The sequence below is a fragment of the Pontibacter locisalis genome (assembly GCF_042684605.1).
In the GTDB taxonomy this organism is placed as follows: Bacteria; Bacteroidota; Bacteroidia; order Cytophagales; family Hymenobacteraceae; genus Pontibacter; species Pontibacter locisalis.
In genome coordinates, this window is the sequence record NZ_JBHULU010000005.1 from 25,333 (window position 1) to 40,990 (window position 15,658).

The following is a 15,658-nucleotide window of genomic DNA, read 5'->3' on the forward strand; positions in this document are numbered from 1 at the left end:
TTTAAACACACCTTACTTTTGACTATGAGACACCACGTCTATGGGTATTTGTTACTTGCCGCCCTTGGGTTCGGCTGTTCACAAACACCATCGGCTAGCAAAGGCCCGATAACCGATGCTGCCAAACTTCGCGAAGCTGCACCCAAATATGCAGCAACTGTAACAGCCGCTGACCTTTCCAAGCACCTCAATATCCTGGCCTCAGACGAGTACGAAGGACGTAATACAGGGGAGAAAGGCCAGAAGATGGCTGCCGAGTATATTGCCCGTGAGTTCCGTGAAGATGGATTGATGGGTCCGGTAAAAACAAACACCACCAATCCCTACTACCAAACATTTGACCTGGAGAAAAGCCAGTGGGGAGACGGATACATGACTGTTGGATCAGAGAAGTACCTGATGATGCAGGACTTCTTCATTCTGGGCAGCAGTTCACCGTTCCAGACAGAGCAGGCTGCAGATATTGTTTTCGCCGGCTACGGAATTGACTCTGATAAATATTCTGATTACAATAACATAGATGTAACAGGAAAAACTGTGGTAGTATTGGCCGGAGAGCCAAAAGACGCGCAAGGCAACTTCCTGATCAGTGGCACCCAAAAGGCATCTGACTGGGGAAATGATTACCGCCAGAAGCGCAATGCAGCTACCAAGCGCGGCGCAAAAGCAGTACTTATTGTTACAGGAACAAATCAGGGCGAGTTCAACAGCCTTACGCAGCGTTACAAGGCCTATGCTTCACGCCCTTCTCTGGGGTTAAAGAGCAATAAAAGCCAGCCAACTGCAGCATCTGTTTTTATTTCTCCTATAGCCGGTGCTGCTCTGCTTGGCACTACAACCGACAAATTATTAGATTACGGTAACCAAGTAGCTAAAACAGGCAAACCAGTGGCAATGAACTTCACGACTGCTAAAGATGTGAAGATCAAAACAGAACGCAAATCAGAGCCGCTTCCAACAGAGAACGTATTGGGCTTTGTAGAGGGATCTGATAAAAAGGATGAGGTGATTGTAGTTACTGCACATTACGACCATGTTGGTGTGGACACCACCCGCCAGGGCGACCAGATCTACAACGGTGCAAACGACGACGGCTCAGGCACTGTAGCAGTAATAGAGCTGGCAGAGGCTTTTGCCCAGGCAAAGAAAGAGGGCTTTGGCCCACGCCGCAGTATATTGTTCATGACAGTAACAGCAGAAGAGAAAGGCCTGTTGGGTTCTGAGTATTACTCAGAGAACCCGATATTCCCGTTGGAGAACACGGTTGCTAACGTAAACATCGACATGATCGGCCGCATGGACAAAGATCATGAGAAAACAAACGACAGCAACTATATTTATGTGATCGGCGCCGACAAACTTTCTTCTGAATTGCACCAGATAAACGAAGAAGTAAACCAGAAGTACGTAAACCTGAAGCTGGATTATACCTATAACGATGAGAATGACCCGAATCGCTTCTACTACCGCTCCGACCATTACAACTTCGCCAAGCACGGCATTCCAATTGTATTTTATTTTAATGGTGTGCACGATGATTATCACCAGCCATCTGATGAGGTAGATAAAATTCTTTTCGATAGTGCCGAGAAAGTTGCAAGATTGGCGTTCCACGTGACATGGGAGCTCGCGAACCGTGATAATAGAATTGTAGTGGACAGCAACAAAAAATAGTATACTACAACGGACATAACACCCGTTACAGGTATAAAAACATTGAGCTTTAGCAGCTTTCAGAAAAACACCCTAACTTTAAGGGTGTTTTTCTTTTTGTTGCACCTCCTGATGCAGCCTTTGCACTGAAAAACCGTAAGGGAGAACAGTATGAGTAAACTGAAACAGTTTCTGCTTGACGCAGAAACCAAAGCATTTGACCAGGGCCACCGCGCTACCATCAAGTTCAACATCGGCAAGTACAACGCCGCTGTTCAACGTGGCCTCACCCAATATTCCGATCATGAACTGGCCCGTGAACGCGGCTCTTATATAAAAACCCAGACCATCAATAACCTGGATAAGTACCTGATGGAGTTCGAGACTAACTTTACTGCCCGTGGCGGTAAGGTAATCTGGGCACGCGATGCGCAGGAGGCCTTGAAGGAAATCGGGGAGATCATGAAGCGCAAGCGCGCACGTTCTGTGGTGAAATCCAAGTCGATGATTACGGAGGAAATTCATCTGAACGATTACTTGGAGAAGAATGGCATAGAAACGGTTGAGACAGACCTTGGCGAATATATTGTACAGCTGGCAGAGCAGCGCCCATATCACATTGTAACACCGGCCATGCACATGTCCAAAAAAGACATTGCAGAACTGTTTGTGCGCAAGTTAGGCATAGCTCCTACAGATAACGCGGAAGAACTTGTAGGGATAGCCCGTAAACTGCTGCGCGACAAATACACTTCTGCGGAGGTGGGTATAACAGGAGGTAACTTTCTGATTGCCGATATTGGCGGCGTAGCTGTAACAGAAAATGAGGGAAACGCCCGCCTCTCTACCACTTTCCCTAAAACGCATATTGCCATTGTTGGTATTGAGAAGATGATCCCGTCAGTAATGGATCTGGACCTGTTCTGGCCACTGCTGAGCACCAGCGGTACCGGGCAGAACGTGACAGTATATAATACCATCATGACCGGACCACGCCAGCCAAGGGAGCAGGACGGACCGGAGGAGATGTATGTGGTACTGCTGGATAATGGCCGTACAGAGCTACTGGCTCTGCCTGAAAAACGTGAAGCATTGAACTGCATCCGTTGTGGTGCCTGCCTGAATGTTTGCCCGGTTTATAAAAATATTGGTGGCCACACTTACGAGAGCACCTATAGTGGCCCGATTGGTTCTGTGATAACGCCACACTACAATGGAATGGCCGAGAACAAGCACCTGAGTTTTGCCAGTTCCCTTTGTGGCGCCTGCACCTCTGTGTGCCCTGTAAAGATCAACATCCACAACCTGCTGCTGCTAAACCGCAAGCAGAGCGTGGACCAGGGATTAGCAGATGGCACGGAGAAAACAGCTTTCAAGTTCTGGCTAAAAGCCATGAAGAACCGCAAATTGCTAAACATGGCTCCTTCTGGCATTAAGAACTTTGTACTGAAACAGGTACTAAAAGATACCTGGAGCAAACGCCGCAAACCGTTGCATGTTCCTAAAAAGTCATTTAACCAGCTCTGGAAGGAACAGAGATCCTAAAAAGAAAAGGCCCGCATTTAGAAGATGCGGGCCTTTTCTTTTTAGGCAAGGGCAACGTTTCTTACTATAATTTTTTAAGTGCCTCTTTTAACCTTCCCAAAGAAGCTTTTATTTCATCCAGAGATGCACCCCCAACTGATAATCTGAACCAGTTAAGGTCGCGGCTGGAACCGAAGGCAGAAAAAGGGACCACGGCAAGTTTAGCTTGCTGCAACACATAAAACGTTATGTCCTGACTGGTCTGCAGTACCGCTCCACCTGGTGTAGTCTTTCCTGCTAAATCAATTTTAACAGAAAGATAAATAGCTCCCATTGGCTCTATGGCATCCACAGCAAAGCCTTCCGATTTCAGCTCCTGGAATCCCTTGTAAAGCACCTCCAGGCTGTCCTGTATCTTAGGCTTGAAGGTATTCATGAAGCTATCCACCTCATTGGGGTGCTGCAAAAACTCAGCCATCGCCATCTGTTCTGCCTTAGGCGCCCAGGCACCAATGTGGCCAAGAATAGACTTCATTTTATCCATCACTACAGCTGGTCCAAAGGCATAGCCTACCCGCACGCCTGTAGCGGCAAAGCACTTAGAGGTACCATCAATGTAGATGGTATAGTCACGGATTTCCGGGCGCAGGCTTACCGGATCGTAATGTTCGGCAGCACCAAAAGTCAGCATCCAGTAAATCTGGTCATAAAGCACGTAGAGTGGTTTCTCTCCGTCTGCACGATTTTGATTCTCTTCCAGCACCAGGTCACATATCTCCTCCAGGTCTTTTTTAGAGAACATAGTACCGGTGGGGTTAAGCGGAGAGCAAAGAGCCAACATAGTAGCCCCCTTTAAGTGTGGCTTTATATCTTCTGCAGTCGGCATAAAATTATTCTCCGGCCGCGTCTTTACCTCCACAGGAGTTGCCCCAGATAAATGGCAGTAGTGGTTATTGTTCCAGGATGGAGTTGGGTATACAACTCTATCTCCCGGATCTATCAGCGCCATGTAGGTTGCATAGATCAATGGGCGCGAACCACCAGCCACCAGTATATCATTCTCGGGATACGTTAACCCCAGGCGCTCCTTAGTGAAATCAACCACTGCCTTTCGCAGTACCGCCACTCCGTTTGCAGGAGGATAATTTGTGTGCCCCTGTTCGTAGGCTTTGGTTATACCCTTTCGCAGCTCTTCCGGAATAGGATAAATGCTAGGGTTAAAATCTCCAATGGTAAGGTTACAGATAGGTTCACCTTTCGCGATCATTGCATTTACCTCTCCGGCTACTTTGATGATTTCTGAGCCGATCAGGTTTTGCGCCATTTTAGAAACAGTCATGGGCATAGGGCTTTTTGTTCAGTACAAGATAAAGATTTGCCAGAACTAATACCCCGTACGCTTGAATTTATTAGGATAAATAGTGAATTTAAGGGAAACTTTACTTTACCTTAAATGATAAATAAAAAGCTCGTACTGAGCATACTTCCTTTTTTAGCTCCTTTACTGCTTCACGCCCAGGACCGAATTACCGGCTACAATTTTGCCACACGGTCTGAGGTGATCGCACAAAACGGCATGGCAGCTACCAGCCAGCCACTGGCAACGCAGGTGGCTTTGGATGTTTTAAAACAAGGTGGCACAGCAGTAGATGCTGCCATTGCAGCAAATGCCATGCTGGGGCTGGTAGAGCCGACAGGCAATGGCATAGGCGGGGACCTGTTTGCTATTATCTGGGATGCCAAGTCTCAGAAGCTGTACGGCCTGAACGGCAGTGGTCGTTCACCCTATTCTCTCACACTGGATTACTTTAAGAAGCAGGGCATCACGCACATTCCGGCACATGGTCCCTTACCGGTCTCAGTACCTGGCACCGTGGATGCCTGGTTCGAGATGCACAAGAAGTTCGGAAAGCTGCCGATGAAAAAAATACTGGCACCAACTATACAGTATGCCCGCGAAGGCTTTCCCGTGTCAGAGGTAATTGCTTACTACATGCAGCGCAGCGTTCCTGCCTTGAGCAAGTATCCGGGTTTCAAGGAGACTTATATGCCTGACGGAAAAGCGCCGGAGAAGGGGCAGATATTTAAGAATCCTTACCTGGCAAACACGCTGGAGAAAATTGCGAAAGGTGGCCGCGATGCCTTTTACAAAGGAGACATCGCACGCACCATAGATGCATACATGAAGCGCCAGGGTGGTTTTCTGTCTTATAAAGATTTAGCTGACCACACCTCAGAATGGGTGGAGCCAGTAAGCACCAATTACAGGGGCTATGATGTATGGGAGCTACCTCCTAACGGGCAAGGCATTGCTGCCCTGCAGATCCTGAACATACTGGAGCCATACGACCTCAAGAGCATGGGCCATGAAAGTCCGGAATACATTCACCTGTTTGTGGAGGCGAAGAAGCTGGCTTTTGAGGACCGCGCCAAATATTATGCTGACCCGGCTTTTAATAAGATTCCCGTGGAACAGCTGATTTCTAAAGAGTATGCAGCCGAGCGTCGCAAGCTCATCAATGAGAACCGGGCCGCCAGCCGCTACGATGCTGGTAAGCTGAAGCAGGGAGATACCATTTACATGACCGTAGCAGATAAAGATGGAAACATGGTATCGCTGATCCAAAGCAACTATCGTGGCATGGGCTCTGGCATGACACCAGATGGTCTGGGCTTTATACTCCAGGACAGAGGTGAGATGTTTATGCTGGAAGAGGGCCACTTCAACACTTATGCTCCGCACAAGCGACCTTTCCATACTATCATACCAGGTTTCGTGACGAAGGATGGTAAACCCTGGTTAAGCTTTGGCGTGATGGGAGGCGCTATGCAGCCCCAGGGCCATGCGCAGGTGCTCATCAATATGATTGACTTCGGCATGAATGTGCAGGAGGCAGGCGATGCCCCACGTATCCAGCATGATGGATCTTCGGAGCCAACAGGGGAGGTTATGACAAGTGGAGGTATGGTGTACCTCGAAACCGGCTTCCCTTATGAAACTATTCAGAAGCTACTGCAGATGGGGCATAAAGTAGGATATGACCTTGGCGGGTATGGTGGCTACCAAGCCATCAAGTATGATCCGGAGCATAAAGTATACTATGGCGCTTCGGAGGCAAGAAAAGATGGACAGGCTGCCGGCTATTAACCTACATCCACCTAAAAACAAAACCGCCTGTGTCACAAACGACACAGGCGGTTTTGTTATATATGAACGATTTTAGTCTTACCACTTGTAGTACCCGTTCTCCTCACCGTCATTCAGGATGTCGGCGGCAGTATCCGGGCTACGACTGATATCTTTAAGCTTACGCTCTTTCCAAACGGCGGCAGATTCTCTCACTACCTCCAGGTGTGCATCAGACTTGATTCGCTCTTCTTCACGCTTCGCATCAATTTCATAGTCGGTGCGGGAGGAGAACTTAGCTTCGGCAACCATTTGTCTTGTATCATACTGCTTCTGGCGCTCTGCCACACGCTGCATTTCCTGCGTGGTACGCTCATGCTCAACACCTTTCAAGATATCGTCATAAGGGCCTTTATTGGAAATCAGCTTTGTAAAGATCGGTGCAGTTTCTAAACATATGAACAACAGCGTAATAAAGAATACCGGAAGCCATGGTAGCTCATCCAGGGCATTGATGCGGGCCATTAAACCATCGTAGTTAGAGAAACTCTCCTGCCCTTCAGCAACAGTTTCATCATACTGCTTCATCAAATCAGCAATACGCTGTTCTTTTAGCAAAATACGCGCCTGCGCATCTGCCTGCAACAGCTTCAGCTCCTCGTCTACTTTATCGTATTGTCGCTTTTTCTCATCGTAAATAGGCCCTTTTCCTATTTTCCCGGTACCACCGGTACCGTCGGCCTCTGCGGCCACAATATCATAGAGTTTATTACGCTCCTGCAGCTTAGCATCTACTTCCTGGCGAATAGCGGCAATCTCTGACTTAACAGAATCTACCTCGGCAAACTGTTTCCCTACCAGCGCTTTGTGTTGGATGGCCAGCTCTGCCTGCTTCTCCTTTAGTATGGCCTGAATCTCTTTATCGAATATCTTTAGCTCAAGCGGCTTTGAAATAACCACTGCCAGTACAAGTGCAAGCAAAATACGTGGTGTTACCTGCAACAGCTCCTTCCAGAACTTACCCTCTTTGCGCAACGTGGATACTATAAACCTGTCCAGGTTAAAGATAACTGCACCCCAAAGCAGGCCAAAGGCAATGGCCACTGGTAAGGTATCAAATACTGTATGAAGCGCATAAGCACCGGAGATACTTGCCAGTAAGCCCGTGAACAGCACCGTAGCACCTATACCGGCATACTTTACGTGTTCAGATTTGGAACATTTTTCAAGAATAGTGTCGTCGGCCCCAGCGCACCACCAAAAGAATTTTTTCATTTAATAATTTACCTGTACGGATTAAAACTGGCTCAAGTGCTATAATAAAAGTATAACGCACAACTTACTGACTTATGTACTTTTATCCGCATAAATGTGACGAATAAGTCCTTAGATGTGACGAACTTACCTTTAAATCCGGCAACGTGGCACCACCTGCTTTAGTTCAATCCACACTAGTGTCCTTCAGCTTATCATAAAGCAACAGCGATGCAGCTGCACTTGCCAACACCATACGTGTGTCTTGCGGCAGATCAGGCCTCATCCAGACCTTACCATTATTTACCACCTGTACCGCGCCAATTACTTCTTCGCCATCCTTAAACTCATACCCTAGAATATCGCCCGGAGGAATAGATTTGCCCTCGAACTTGTAGACTGGTGCCACTTTATACCTGGTGATACCATTGGTAACCTCCCCCTCAAATTTTTTGCGAGTCAGGTAGTTTCCCGGATCAACTGTAACAAGATGCCATTGCCCGCTTTCAGGAGATGTGAAATGACTGGCGTAGTACTCCTTATTCGGGCCAACCTGTATGGTAATGCCGTTGTTCGATTTCAGATTCTTTTCGTGCAGGTTACTCGCGCCGAACACATACCATTCCCCGCCGGTTTGCGGGTCCTGCAGGCTGAACTCATACTTTTGCGCCGATTTTACATTGTCGTAGCCCAGTATGTTGAAACCACCATCTCGCCTCCAGCCCCGATGCACATTTGCCACTTTATAATCACCGATCATAAAGTCTCCGTTGGGCTTCAGCACCTTTCTGCCAGCAACAGGAAGTTCTTCAGCCTGCTCCTTAAAAGATGATTCTACGGCCATAGGAGGCACAGAGCAGGAAGGCATCACCAGCGCTCCCGCCAATGAGGCTAACAATAGATATTTTTTCATAGATTATTAACTAACAATGAACTAGTTATACAATATAGCGAATTTAAGTATAGCATTAGCATATATAATGCCAGAAGATGATGAAGATGCTATAAAAAAAGGTAGAAAGCGTATCCGCTTCCTACCTTTCCAATTCTAATCATCTGAGTATTCTATCCCAGCACTATTCTGAATCTTCATCCGGCAGAATTTCCACATCCTGTACCAGCACGAAATTCTCTATTTCTCGGGCTCTTGGTGTGTTCGCCAAGCCCCCTTCAGCGGTTTCTTTGTACTTGCGCTCCATGCTTTCACCTACCTCACCTAAAGCAGCCACGCACTGGTCTACAGGTATAACAGGGTCTACGCCGGCAATCGCCAGCTGCGCCGAAGAGTAAGCAATAGCAGCCGCGCTGGCATTCCGAACAATACACGGCACCTCCACCAGGCCTGCCACCGGGTCACAAACCAGGCCCAGCATACACTGAATGGTGATGGCCACGGCATTGAACACCTGCTGCACATCTCCGCCAAGGCAATATACAATAGCACCTGCGGCCATGGCAGCGGCACTACCAGTTTCTGCCTGGCAACCACCCACGGCACCAGCCAGAGACGCATTCTGCTCAATAATCAAAGCTATTCCGGCTGCCACCAGCAAGCCTTCTGCTATTTTCCTGTCATCAAGCCCATGAAGTTCCTGCAACGTGGTAAGCGTACCAGGCAAAATACCTGAAGCCCCCGCCGTAGGAGCCGCTACTACACGCCCCATGCACGAATTTACTTCCTTGGCACCCAAGGCCCGGGATACCAGCATCTGGAACTCCGGGGATAAAACTGTTACCGGCGATTTAGCCACTTTCTTGGCGCTGTTGTTTACCATGCCCGAGCGTGACGTCATATCTTCTGTAAGTCCCGTCTGCACAGCATCCTTCATCACTTCAAAAGCTTTGGCGATGTTTTCCCAGATGTACTCTTCGCTGCGGCCTTTCTGTTCTATTTCGTATTCCAGTACAGGCTGGTAAAGCGGCTCGCCTGTTTCGGCACAATGCTTTCCCCAACTCTTAAAATCAGTGAATAATAATGACATACTTCTTTCTCCTCGCTTAAACCCCACCTGAAAATCGGCAGGGCGGCCAATATAGTTACAATTTCTCTATACAACTACAATCACCCTAAGATAACATATTCAGGCGCAGGAAATGTTCTATTTAGCTTAACTATACTTCCGTCTAACCCCTGTTGCTGATGCACGTTCAATAGAGAAACTCAAAAACTATGGCAAGTATAAACAGGGAGCTTAAAGATAAATTGTTAAATGCCACCAGACAGGTTGAGCATAGTCTTTCTATGGCTAAGTTTAATGTAAAGGATAAACTGCACCTACTGGAGCCAATCAACATAATGCCTTTCTATGGCTTCGGCAACGACACCTATGTGTACCTGAAAGGCAGGGTACTGGAGGACGAAAAGGTAAAGGTTCCGGAAGAGGATGATAGTGTACTGGACCACCTCAAGGATACTTATAAGCGGTATGAGACAGATGAAATACCACATATAAAAGTCAAAGCAAGCTTTGCAGGTCAGGAGATCGAGGTGGAAACAGATGAGGAAGGATTTTTTGATGTGGAATTCAGATCAGATAAACCCATCGATTACAGTACCAGTGGTAATAAGATAAAACTCCAGCTACTGGAACGAAAGACAGACAAAGACAGGATGGAAGCGGAAGCCTATATCTTCGTTCCAGGCAAGGATGCGGAATTTGGTATTATCTCTGACATTGATGACACGGTGCTGATATCCAAGGTAACTCATTTTCTTGGCCGCCTTAAACTGATGCTGATGAAAAATGCTACGGAACGTAGTCCTTTTCCGGGTATCGCAGGTTTTCTCCGGGCACTGGGCAAAGGCCACGACGGCAAAGGGCATAATCCACTTTTTTTCGTGTCGGGCAGCGAGTGGAACCTCTACGACCTGCTGGTTAACTTCTTCCGCTCACACGACATCCCTGAAGGCCCCCTGCTGCTCCGGGACAAAGGCACCAGGTTAGACAGAGGCGAATTTGAAACCAGCGAGGAAGAATACAAGCGTGAGAAAATACGTCATATCCTCGACACCTATCCCGATCTCAAATTTATCTGTATCGGCGACAGCGGACAGCACGACCCGGAAGTATACCAGCACATTGTAGATGAGTATCCCGGCCGCATTCTGGGCATCTATATCCGTGATGTTTCACCGGACAAGCGTGACAAGGAGGTACGGGAAATAGCCCAGCAGCTACGGAAAAAGGGTGTGGAAATGGAACTGGTAGAGGAGACTTACTCCGCAGCCAAGCATGCCGCCAAAATGGGTTGGGTAAATGATGGTCAGTTGGAAGACGTAAAGCAGGCCTGCGAAGCAGACGAGCAAAAGGATGAGGAGTAATAACGCCTGCTGAACAAAGCATTTCCTGCCAACAACAGGAGCAGTTCAATGTTTTTATCAAAGGAACAACGGATAACTCTCTTGGACATCAAGGAAAAACTATACCAGACCATGATCGAGCTGGAGGTGCAGGAGATGCTGCTTGTGGAGAGTTCTGCCCGTGCTGCCAAACATGCCTTTGACTTGGCCGGATAAGCCTGGAGCAACTACACCAGGTAGAGCAGCAACAGAAAGAAGAAAAATAATTATCTAAAGCGTTATATTTGAGCCCTGTACTGCTATCACTGCTGCATCAATGGCTCTCAATAAAACGCTGCCCTTTTTACTTTTACTCCTGTTCAGGGCCTTTTCTGGTTTTTCCCAGGCTGCAGACAGTACGGCCTCCGACAGCAGTAGTATAAATCATAAGAAGCTGTATCCTATTGTGGTATCAGAAGCTGCTTTTTACCTGGCTGGCATGTCTTACCTTCAGTTCATCTGGTACAAAGATCATGAGCGGGTGCCTTTTCACTTCTACAACGATACCAAGGGCTACCAACAGGTAGATAAGTTCGGACATGCCTTTGGAGCTTATGTGGAGAGCTACATCGGGTATAAACTCCTGCGAAGTGCAGGGGTGCCCAAAGGCAAGGCACTTTTATATGGCGGCACGTTGGGACTGATACTCCAAACACCCATCGAAGTATACGACGGGCTCTACGAAGGCTGGGGCTTTTCGGTACCCGACATGGTGGCCAATGCGGCTGGCTCAGCCTTTGTAATCGGGCAGGAGCTGCTGTTTGATGAGCAGGTAGCCAAGTATAAGTTTAGTTTCTCCCCCTCGCCTTACTATAAGCAGGCAAACGGTTACCTCGGCGACAGCCACTTGGAAAGCCTGTTCCTGGACTATAATGCCCACACTTACTGGGTCAGTGCACCCATCAATAAATTTGCTTTGAGAAATACTCTGCCGGATTGGGCTAACATAGCCGTAGGCTACAGCGCCAACGGTATGTTTGGAGAGTTTAAGAACAGAACATACTACCGGGGTACCTATCTGCCCGAAACAGAACGATACCGGCAGTACCTGCTTTCCCTGGATATCGACTGGACCAGAATAAAGACTGACAGTAAACTCCTGAACACCATCTTCAAAGGGATGTTTTTTATAAAACTACCTTTCCCTGCACTGGAGGTAAATTCTAAAGGACAGGTAAAGGGGCACTGGCTATACTACTGATAAAACACTTCTCTCTGTTTTAACCACTCTACTTTTTGCCCGTTCAAAAAGAAAAACGCTACTCCCAAACTATGAGCAACAACACCAAACGAATCGCCATACGCGTGCATGGTAAAGTGCACGGTGTATTCTTTAGAGCCAGCACACAAGAGAAAGCCGAAGAACTTGGCTTAACCGGCTTTGTACAGAATGAGGATGACGGAACTGTATACATGGAGGCCGAAGGAGATGCCGAGGCTCTGGAAAAGCTGGAACAGTGGGCGCATAAAGGTCCAAAAGCCGCACGGGTAGAGAAAGTAGAAGTGGAGCAGAAGGAAGAACTGAAAGGGTCTGAGAGGTTTGAGCAGAGGAGGTAAGAGGAGAAGAAAGCTAAATAGCTTATACCTCTACAAAGGGAAATATGTATATTTACAAATACATCAATTTTACTAATGAGAAGTATAACTCCTGAGCTTACCGAAGAACTTCATAACCAAATCCCTGACGTCAAAAAAATCAAATCTTCTACACCAGTTAATGTAGATACTTTCAGAGAACTTGTTGAGCACATAGCAAAATTATCTTATGTAAATAAGGATCATATGCTATTCTTTAGGGGCCAGGCAAATGATTATGTAAATAAAGCTGGGAATTCAACGTTTTACCCTTCCATATATCGAGGTGATTATGTTTCCCACAAAGAGCTAATCAATAGGTTCGATATACTAGAAGGTGCTAGTAGACAACTTGTCAAACTATTTGAAGAGCAAAGAATTGATGGTTATAAGGATCTAAAGAGAAGAAAATATATCCAATGGAGTATCCTTCAGCACTATGAAGTCTGTGCTACTCCTCTCTTGGACTTTACTCACTCTTTAAGAGTAGCTTGCTCGTTTGCAACAAATGACAATGTAGCTGATCATGCATACATTTTTGTTTTTGGGCTACCATATATAACCAATCGCATATCAATAAATTCAGAACATGATTTAGTTAATGTAAGATTGTTAAGCATTTGTCCACCAAGAGCATTAAGACCTCATTTTCAAGAAGGTTATTTAGTTGGAACAGACGATGTGACAACTGGTTATGAAACAAAAACTGAGCTTGACTTTCATAATAGGCTAATAATAAAATTTAAAATTCCTAATACTACAAGCTTTTGGGGAACAGGATTCAGTAACATTCCGAAGGAATCTTTGTATCCTGATAATGATATTATTCAAGATTTATGTAGCCAAATTAAAGACTTAGCTGATAAAGAGCTTAAGTCTGGGGAATTAGGAGATTTTTTAAAAGCATGGTCTCAATTAGAAGACTATATTAATAACATAGCCTTAAACTTCTCAAAAAGATATTTACCTCTTAGGGAGTCAATAAAGATTCTGGAGGTTAATTATGTTATCCCTTCTGATCTTTTTAGAGAAATAGATAATATAAGGAAGTTTAGAAATATACTTGTACACACTCCTATCAAAGTCAAAAATAATGATATTGTAAAACATTTAAACCAAGTAAACGACTTACTGAACTTTCTAAGGAACAAATAATTCATGCTCCGCACCCTCCTTCAACAAGTCCCTTACCTTACCCCAGACGATATAGCTGCTTTTGAAGTGCTGTGGAAGAAGCGGGTGCAGCTCAACAGGTATGACTTCCTGATACAGCAGGGGCAGGTAGAGCAGGGCTTATACTTTGTCACCAGCGGTGCGTTACGCATTTACTACCCGCTTCCCGACGAGGAGATTTGTGTTGGCTTCGCCTATCCTAACACGCTGGTTGTTTCCTTCCCCTCTTTTGTAGATGCAAAGCCTTCGGCCTATTATATACAGGCACTAAAAAAGTCTGACCTGCTGGGTATCAGCAAGTCAGACTTCGTAAAGTTAATGGAAGAGCGACCGAATATTCAGCGTTTCTGGTACGAACAACTGGAAAAGGCACTGGTAGGGAAAATAGAGCGGGAGGTAGACCTGCTACTGCCGGAACCAGAGCAGCGCCTGCAACGTGTCATGCAGCGTAGTCCGCACCTGTTCCAGCACATTCCCAAAAAGTATATCGCCTCTTACCTGCGCATGTCACCGGAAACCCTTAGCCGTTTAAAGTAAGCGCCTGGTCAGTTAAGCTTTAATAGAGTTATAATAAGCTACAAGCCTCGCAAGGTCAGCATCTTTCTTCAGATCCAGTCTGTTTGATTTGATAAAAGCCTCCAGTTCTGTTCCTTTATCGCTTAAGGCATTCAGGATAGACTTCTTGTCGCTTTTGACCTTTACCAGCTTGTTATCTTGCACCAGATAGTAGTAGTTGCTGCTTTGGAAGCTTTTTACTTTAGTAGCAGAGCTATACGTTGCCTCTTCAAAAATGCTTTTGGAGGTTCTTTTCAGAAGCTTTGTTTGGCCGTCAACAAGAACCTCGTAAAAGGTATAAGGCTTCGCGCCATCAATCGGAGCGAAACCGTTTCGGAATACCTGTTCTTTTACTAGTTCACCATCCTTCTCAATCTTAAAGGAAAACTCCTTTACAGGATCAACAAAGATCTTTGCTTCACCTTTTTCACTTTTGAAAACAAGCTCATCAGACACCTGATCATACATGAGTTCCACTCCCTCATACCTGGTACCTTTGGCCACCGTAACCGCGCCTTTCATCCAGGTTTCATACAGGTAAGGAGAACCTTTTACGTCTGTATACTCTTTCGTTCGAACAGGCTGCCCCATATGGTCATTTAGTGCAACAAACTGAGCAGATGCACTTACTACTGCTGCACATATCAAGGCAGCTGATAAACAAATTTTCTTGATTGACTTCATCATGTCTTTAGAGTATGAAAACAGAACAATTTATGCATTTTTATAGATATGAATTATAGAAGAAAAAAAATTATTTTCAGGGACTGCTTATACAAAGCTTTAAACTGTTTAAATATTGATTTCAATCAAGGTTCCGGAGTGTTACGAGCCATACCTTTGTATTGTACATAATAAAACTATAACCACTATGAACTCATTAGAGCAACTTTCGCAAACAGCCAGAGGCTTATATGAAACGGTAGCCACTGAATTCGCTTCGCTGGACCTTGGTTTCCTCAACTTCAAACCAGCTCCCGAGAGCTGGAGCATACTGGAGTGCCTTGAGCACCTGAACCGGTACAGCCGTTACTATAACCCTGCCATTGCTAAAGCCATTGCCAAAAACTCAGACGGTAAGTTTGTGCAAAGCATTAGCCACAGCTGGCTGGGTAAAAAGTCACTGGACATGGTGCGGCCTGACAACCTGAAAAAGAATAAAACGGTGAAGCACATGAACCCTAACAACAGCCAGTTGGGTCGGGCCACAGTAGAGGAGTTCCTGAAGCACCAGCAGGAGCTGTTAAACCTGCTTCAGAGTGCCAAAGGTGCTGACCTGAATAAAAAAGCCGTTCCTGTAGAATTCTTTAAGCTACTGAAGCTCCGTATCGGGGAGACATTAGAATTTGTAGTAGTACATGAAACTCGCCACGTTCAGCAGGCACTTCGTGTAAAGCAACAATTAGAAAAGCGAGCGGCAGCTTAGTTAAGACTTGAATTCACTGTATCAGGTGGCT

The 15,658-nt window shown here is 46.2% G+C and carries 14 protein-coding genes; 9 read left to right on the forward strand and 5 right to left on the reverse strand.

Going from position 1 to position 15,658, the window contains the following annotated elements; all coding sequences use genetic code 11:
- The first annotated feature begins 24 nt into the window (after positions 1 to 24).
- Both ACFSRY_RS04785 and ACFSRY_RS04790 read left to right on the forward strand, forming a co-directional pair.
- Entirely contained in the window at positions 25 to 1,674 is a 1,650-nt protein-coding gene (locus ACFSRY_RS04785; protein WP_377503629.1) for a M28 family peptidase, read from the forward strand.
- Positions 1,675 to 1,824: 150 nt separating this feature from the next.
- Positions 1,825 to 3,198: a LutB/LldF family L-lactate oxidation iron-sulfur protein gene (locus ACFSRY_RS04790; protein ID WP_377503630.1), complete on the forward strand. Its 1,374-nt coding sequence runs from the start codon at positions 1,825 to 1,827 to the stop codon at positions 3,196 to 3,198.
- 64 nt (positions 3,199 to 3,262) lie between these two features.
- Here ACFSRY_RS04790 and ACFSRY_RS04795 read toward each other — a convergent pair whose 3' ends face one another.
- Positions 3,263 to 4,516, reverse strand: a complete 1,254-nt coding sequence (locus ACFSRY_RS04795; RefSeq protein ID WP_377503631.1) for a pyridoxal phosphate-dependent aminotransferase — start codon at positions 4,514 to 4,516, stop codon at positions 3,263 to 3,265.
- A gap of 114 nt (positions 4,517 to 4,630) precedes the next feature.
- Between ACFSRY_RS04795 and ggt the strand changes: the two genes are divergently transcribed.
- Positions 4,631 to 6,325: a gamma-glutamyltransferase gene (ggt, locus tag ACFSRY_RS04800; RefSeq protein WP_377503632.1), complete on the forward strand. Its 1,695-nt coding sequence runs from the start codon at positions 4,631 to 4,633 to the stop codon at positions 6,323 to 6,325.
- Between the two features lie 78 nt (positions 6,326 to 6,403).
- Here the strand turns inward: ggt and ACFSRY_RS04805 are convergent, their stop codons facing one another.
- The 3 genes from ACFSRY_RS04805 to sdaAA all read right to left on the reverse strand — a co-directional run bounded on the left by ACFSRY_RS04805 (position 6,404) and on the right by sdaAA (position 9,540).
- The gene (locus tag ACFSRY_RS04805; RefSeq protein WP_377503633.1) at positions 6,404 to 7,579 is read right to left on the reverse strand and encodes a DUF4407 domain-containing protein; all 1,176 of its coding nucleotides are present in this window, start codon (positions 7,577 to 7,579) and stop codon (positions 6,404 to 6,406) included.
- A gap of 166 nt (positions 7,580 to 7,745) precedes the next feature.
- The gene (locus ACFSRY_RS04810) at positions 7,746 to 8,471 is read right to left on the reverse strand and encodes a hypothetical protein (protein ID WP_377503634.1); all 726 of its coding nucleotides are present in this window, start codon (positions 8,469 to 8,471) and stop codon (positions 7,746 to 7,748) included.
- 163 nt (positions 8,472 to 8,634) lie between these two features.
- Positions 8,635 to 9,540, reverse strand: coding sequence for an L-serine ammonia-lyase, iron-sulfur-dependent, subunit alpha (sdaAA, locus tag ACFSRY_RS04815; RefSeq protein WP_377503635.1), 906 nt, complete (start codon positions 9,538 to 9,540; stop codon positions 8,635 to 8,637).
- Positions 9,541 to 9,728: 188 nt separating this feature from the next.
- Here sdaAA and ACFSRY_RS04820 point away from each other — a divergent pair, with 188 nt between their 5' ends.
- From ACFSRY_RS04820 to ACFSRY_RS04840, 5 genes are all read left to right on the forward strand, one after another.
- Positions 9,729 to 10,880, forward strand: coding sequence for an App1 family protein (locus ACFSRY_RS04820; RefSeq protein WP_377503636.1), 1,152 nt, complete (start codon positions 9,729 to 9,731; stop codon positions 10,878 to 10,880).
- 295 nt (positions 10,881 to 11,175) lie between these two features.
- Entirely contained in the window at positions 11,176 to 12,099 is a 924-nt protein-coding gene (locus ACFSRY_RS04825; protein WP_377503637.1) for a DUF2279 domain-containing protein, read from the forward strand.
- Between the two features lie 71 nt (positions 12,100 to 12,170).
- On the forward strand, positions 12,171 to 12,455 hold the full coding sequence (locus ACFSRY_RS04830) for an acylphosphatase (RefSeq protein ID WP_377503638.1): 285 nt from the start codon (positions 12,171 to 12,173) through the stop codon (positions 12,453 to 12,455).
- 75 nt (positions 12,456 to 12,530) lie between these two features.
- Positions 12,531 to 13,628, forward strand: a complete 1,098-nt coding sequence (locus ACFSRY_RS04835; protein WP_377503639.1) for an FRG domain-containing protein — start codon at positions 12,531 to 12,533, stop codon at positions 13,626 to 13,628.
- Between the two features lie 3 nt (positions 13,629 to 13,631).
- Complete coding sequence (locus tag ACFSRY_RS04840; protein ID WP_377503640.1) at positions 13,632 to 14,183, forward strand: Crp/Fnr family transcriptional regulator; 552 nt, start codon at positions 13,632 to 13,634, stop codon at positions 14,181 to 14,183.
- Positions 14,184 to 14,195: 12 nt separating this feature from the next.
- Here ACFSRY_RS04840 and ACFSRY_RS04845 read toward each other — a convergent pair whose 3' ends face one another.
- Entirely contained in the window at positions 14,196 to 14,888 is a 693-nt protein-coding gene (locus tag ACFSRY_RS04845; protein ID WP_377503641.1) for a hypothetical protein, read from the reverse strand.
- A gap of 184 nt (positions 14,889 to 15,072) precedes the next feature.
- Here ACFSRY_RS04845 and ACFSRY_RS04850 point away from each other — a divergent pair, with 184 nt between their 5' ends.
- Positions 15,073 to 15,627, forward strand: a complete 555-nt coding sequence (locus tag ACFSRY_RS04850; RefSeq protein WP_377503642.1) for a DinB family protein — start codon at positions 15,073 to 15,075, stop codon at positions 15,625 to 15,627.
- Positions 15,628 to 15,658: the final 31 nt, after the last annotated feature.

Coding starts and splice junctions, on each gene's coding strand:
- ACFSRY_RS04785 (WP_377503629.1), top strand. CDS start 25: ATGAGACACCACGTCTATGGGTATTTGTTACTTGCCGCCCTTGGGTTC.
- ACFSRY_RS04790 (WP_377503630.1), top strand. CDS start 1,825: ATGAGTAAACTGAAACAGTTTCTGCTTGACGCAGAAACCAAAGCATTT.
- ACFSRY_RS04795 (WP_377503631.1), bottom strand. CDS start 4,516: ATGACTGTTTCTAAAATGGCGCAAAACCTGATCGGCTCAGAAATCATC.
- ggt (WP_377503632.1), top strand. CDS start 4,631: ATGATAAATAAAAAGCTCGTACTGAGCATACTTCCTTTTTTAGCTCCT.
- ACFSRY_RS04805 (WP_377503633.1), bottom strand. CDS start 7,579: ATGAAAAAATTCTTTTGGTGGTGCGCTGGGGCCGACGACACTATTCTT.
- ACFSRY_RS04810 (WP_377503634.1), bottom strand. CDS start 8,471: ATGAAAAAATATCTATTGTTAGCCTCATTGGCGGGAGCGCTGGTGATG.
- sdaAA (WP_377503635.1), bottom strand. CDS start 9,540: ATGTCATTATTATTCACTGATTTTAAGAGTTGGGGAAAGCATTGTGCC.
- ACFSRY_RS04820 (WP_377503636.1), top strand. CDS start 9,729: ATGGCAAGTATAAACAGGGAGCTTAAAGATAAATTGTTAAATGCCACC.
- ACFSRY_RS04825 (WP_377503637.1), top strand. CDS start 11,176: ATGGCTCTCAATAAAACGCTGCCCTTTTTACTTTTACTCCTGTTCAGG.
- ACFSRY_RS04830 (WP_377503638.1), top strand. CDS start 12,171: ATGAGCAACAACACCAAACGAATCGCCATACGCGTGCATGGTAAAGTG.
- ACFSRY_RS04835 (WP_377503639.1), top strand. CDS start 12,531: ATGAGAAGTATAACTCCTGAGCTTACCGAAGAACTTCATAACCAAATC.
- ACFSRY_RS04840 (WP_377503640.1), top strand. CDS start 13,632: ATGCTCCGCACCCTCCTTCAACAAGTCCCTTACCTTACCCCAGACGAT.
- ACFSRY_RS04845 (WP_377503641.1), bottom strand. CDS start 14,888: ATGATGAAGTCAATCAAGAAAATTTGTTTATCAGCTGCCTTGATATGT.
- ACFSRY_RS04850 (WP_377503642.1), top strand. CDS start 15,073: ATGAACTCATTAGAGCAACTTTCGCAAACAGCCAGAGGCTTATATGAA.